2 protein-coding genes are annotated in these 3,900 nt (G+C 61.0%); one reads left to right on the plus strand and one right to left on the minus strand.

The annotated features are described in order from the left end of the window. The first annotated feature begins 355 nt into the window (after window positions 1–355). Entirely contained in the window at window positions 356–2,914 is a 2,559-nt protein-coding gene (locus VFI82_11730; GenBank protein HET7185347.1) for an ABC transporter permease, read from the plus strand. 204 nt (window positions 2,915–3,118) lie between these two features. Here the strand turns inward: VFI82_11730 and VFI82_11735 are convergent, their stop codons facing one another. Continuing rightward, window positions 3,119–3,841: a DNA-3-methyladenine glycosylase 2 family protein gene (locus VFI82_11735; protein ID HET7185348.1), complete on the minus strand. Its 723-nt coding sequence runs from the start codon at window positions 3,839–3,841 to the stop codon at window positions 3,119–3,121. Window positions 3,842–3,900: the final 59 nt, after the last annotated feature.

The following is a 3,900-nucleotide window of genomic DNA, read 5'->3' on the forward strand; positions in this document are numbered from 1 at the left end:
AGGAGAATCTCAGCCCTTGGCAGATCATCGAACGGCTCGCCCCTCGCGCTCCGCTCCAACTCTGCTTGCTTCCACCTGTTTTCTTGGATTACTACCTCAACGACTCAGGGGGTTACGATGTCCCTAGACTTCCCTACGCGAGCTTGCTCCAAAGCAGTTAAACCAGGCAGTAAGTCCAAATAAATGTAGCGACCGTCTCAAACCTCCCCAGGGGTACCATCGTCGAAACCCTGAGGTCCGGAAACATCGCCATGATTCCGTGACAGAACGGCTGTCGGCACCGGGGAACCTAGCTGCCATAGTCTACGTATTCACGTAGGTAAGGCTCGAAGAAACCCAGGCTGGAGGTGTGAGCATGCGCAACATCTTTGGCAAGATTCGGTACTCACTTCGTCAGTTCCGGCTGGCGCCCGTATTTACAGCTACCGCCATGCTCACTCTAGCGTTGGGGATCGGCGGCACCACAGCCATTTTCACGCTAATCAACGCCGTCATGCTCCGCTCCCTGCCCGTCGTCGACCCTGGCAGGTTATACCGCATCGGCACCGGCGACGATTGCTGCGTCGAAGGAGGCCCCCAGGACGAATGGGGGATGTTTTCCTTCTCCTTGTTTGAGCGGCTGAAATCCGCAGCGCCGGAGTTTGAGGAATTAACGGCATTCCAGGCCGGCCGCTGGCAGCTAAGCGTCCGCCGCGAAGGCAAGGACATCGCCGCCAGGCCGCTGCGGTCGGAATATGTCGCGGGCAATTATTTCAAGACGTTCGGAATCGGCGCCTTTGCCGGGCGCGTGTTCAGGGAAGAAGACGACAAGCCCGGCGCCACACCCGTGGCCGTCCTCAGTCACCGCGCCTGGCAGCTTACCTACGGCGGCGATCCCAAGGTGGTGGGTTCGACATTCTTTGTCGAAGGCCTCCCCCTGACCGTCATCGGCATAGCTCCCCCGGGCTTCTTCGGAGAAACTCTGGAAAGCGACCCGCCGGACATCTGGATTCCTCTGCAGCAAGAGCCGATGATTTCCGGCCAAAGCACCCTCCTGCGGCAGCCCATTTCCGCGTGGCTCCGCGCGATTGGCCGGTTAAAGCCCGGAGCTACGGTGCAAGGCATGGCGCCTCGTCTGACCACCGTTTTGCGCCAGTGGCTGAAAACCGATTCGCAATACCCCGCAAACTGGATGGCGGACGTAATCCGCATGCTGCCGAAGCAGACCTTGGACGTCATTCCTGCCGGAGCCGGCGTAGCCGTCATGAAGCAAGAATACGGCCGCAGTCTGAACATTCTGCTCGGAGTTTGCGGGCTGGTTCTCCTCATTGCGTGCGCCAACGTGGCGAACCTGCTGCTGGCCCGCGCCGTTGCGCGGCGCGGACAAACCGCCGTCCGGATTGCGCTTGGCGCCACTCGAGCACAAATCATCGGCGAAGCGTTGACCGAGAGCATCCTGCTCGCGACTGGCGGGGGCATCGTGGGGCTGCTGGTTGCTGTAGGAGCGGCGCGCCTGCTTCTGGTGCTGGCGTTCCATAGGGCTCATTTTCTGCCCATCAGTCCGGCGCCCTCCTGGATGGTCCTCGGTTTTGCGTTCGCGGTAGCCCTGCTCACGGGAATCATCTTCGGCGCGGCTCCCGCGTGGTTTGCCACGAGAACCGATCCCGCCGAAGCCCTGCGCGGAGCGGGCCGCAGCACAAGCGACAGAGGTTCGTTAACCCGCAAGGCACTGCTGGTCGTCCAAGCGACTGTCTCTGTGGTGTTGGTAGCGGGCGCAACGATGTTAGCCCGCAGCCTGAATAAGCTCGAGCATCAGGACTTTGGCTATCAGATTCCAGGCCGCGTGATCGTGGAACTGCACAACCCGCCTGGCTCCCGCACGTTCCCGCAGCTCACGGCCCTCTACAGGCAGATGCAGACGGAGCTGAATCGCTTGCCAGGCGTGCAGTCTTCCGACATGGCGCTGTATAACCCCTTAACCGACAACTGGGGTGAACTCATCATTGTGGCTGGCCATCCCCTGCCGAAGATGGACGAACCGTCAGGCGCCTCCTGGGATCGTGTGACCACGGATTACCTTCAGAACTTTGGCATCCCCGTCTTGCGTGGCCGAGGCTTCCGCGCCAGCGACAATGAGACGAGCGAGCCGGTGGCCGTCGTCAACGAAGCCTTCGTGAAACGCTTCTTCAAGAGCAACGAAAATCCGCTGGATCAGCACTTCGGGCTGGACCTGCCCGAGAACGCCGGCACTTACCGCATTGTGGGCGTGGTCGGTGACGCCAAGTTTGCCGGCTGGGGACTGAGCCGGCCCGCCCGGCCCATGTTTTACGTCCCACTGGACCAATCCGTCGACTACAAGAACGCCATGATGAGCAAGCTCGAATTGCGCTCCCACTTCATCGGCGGAATCATGCTGGTCACCAATACGCCGACAGGTGTCCTGGAACCGTTGCTCACGCGCACCATCGCCGAGCTAGACCCCGACATCACCATCACCAGCGTGCGAACCATGCGCCAGCAGGTCGAGCTTTCTTTTGACCAGGAACGCGCCGTCGCCGGCTTGGCCGGCCTGTTTGGAATTGTCGCGCTGGTGCTGGCAGCCGTGGGCTTGTATGGTGTCACCGCATATAGCGTGGCCCAGCGAACGAACGAAATCGGCATACGCATGGCGCTGGGCGCGGCGCCCGTCAACGTGATTCAACTCGTGCTACGCGGCGCCTTCCAGCGCGTGCTGCTGGGGCTGATTCTAGGCTTGCCGCTGGCGGTGGGCGTCGCGCGCCTGATTTCGGCGCAGCTCTACGGAGTGAGAGCTTGGGATCCTCCCGCGCTCAGCGTGGCTACGGGGGCTTTGGCGATTTGCTCGTTCTTTGCCGCCATCATTCCCGCAGGCCGCGCTGCCGCCATCTCGCCCCTGGACGCCCTGAGAATCGAGTAGATCCTGTCTCATAAATGCCAAGCGACAGAGCACGACTTTCACAGCTTGCGGAAAAACTCCTCTTCTTCAGGAGGTGGGGGCTTCAGCCCCCACGCAAGCGATGTGAAATCCAAGGGGCTTTAGCCCCTGAGGTAGCGCTGTTCGTCCTTCGCGACGATCCATGAGGCAGCTTCCGGGCCAGCACGAGACCGGATAAAGCGGCCGCTACTTGCCCCTGCCCCTAGCGCTCGCCTTCGGCCGCTTGCGCACTTTCGGTGGACGTATCTTGCGGAGCGCTGCGTGGCCTGCACGCTGGCAGGCGCGCCACATATACCAAGACGCGACAGTCCGGTACGGCCGCCAGCGTTCGCCAAATTTCAGTAGCTCCTTGGGTTTGGGCATGTGCTTCTTGCCGTAAGTGACGGCCCAGCCTTTGCGCACTCCAAGGTCATGGACCGGCAGAATGTCAGGCCGGCCAAGCCGGAAGATCAGAAACATTTCCACGGTCCACACGCCAACGCCACGCACCGACACGAGGCGTTTGACAAGTTCTTCGTCAGTGAGCTTATGCGCTTCGTCGAGAGTTGGAACAACGCCGTCGATAGTTTTCTGCGCGAGGTCCCTCATTGCCGCAATTTTTGCGCCCGAAAGGCCGGCTTTTCGGAGCGCAGGCTTGCGCAGCTTGAGCATTTCGTGCGGCGTGGGAATGCGGCCGTTCGATCCAAGCGCTTTAACGCGTCCGAAGATGGTGGCGGCCGCTTTTCCGGAAATGGATTGGTGCGTTACGGCTTCGACCAGAACCTCGTAGGGGGACTCGGCAGCGCCTTTCTCCACGCGGAATTCCCGCGTTTCCTTGATCAGCGGCGCGAGACGTTCGTCCTTCGCTGCCAAGGTGTCCATGGCGACGCGCAAGTCGAAGGGCGGCAATTCGTATTCTGTAGCTACCATGAAGGTCCTATCCGGTTCTGTGGCTGCCACGAATCTCCATTCCGGCAACAGGGCAAATA

This window comes from Terriglobales bacterium, from assembly GCA_035691485.1.
Taxonomy (GTDB): Bacteria; Acidobacteriota; Terriglobia; order Terriglobales; family Acidobacteriaceae; genus JAIQGF01.

What these genes read in the sequence shown, in the direction of transcription:
- VFI82_11730 (HET7185347.1), top strand. Translation starts at nt 356, where the DNA reads ATGCGCAACATCTTTGGCAAGATTCGGTACTCACTTCGTCAGTTCCGG.
- VFI82_11735 (HET7185348.1), bottom strand. Translation starts at nt 3,841, where the DNA reads ATGGTAGCTACAGAATACGAATTGCCGCCCTTCGACTTGCGCGTCGCC.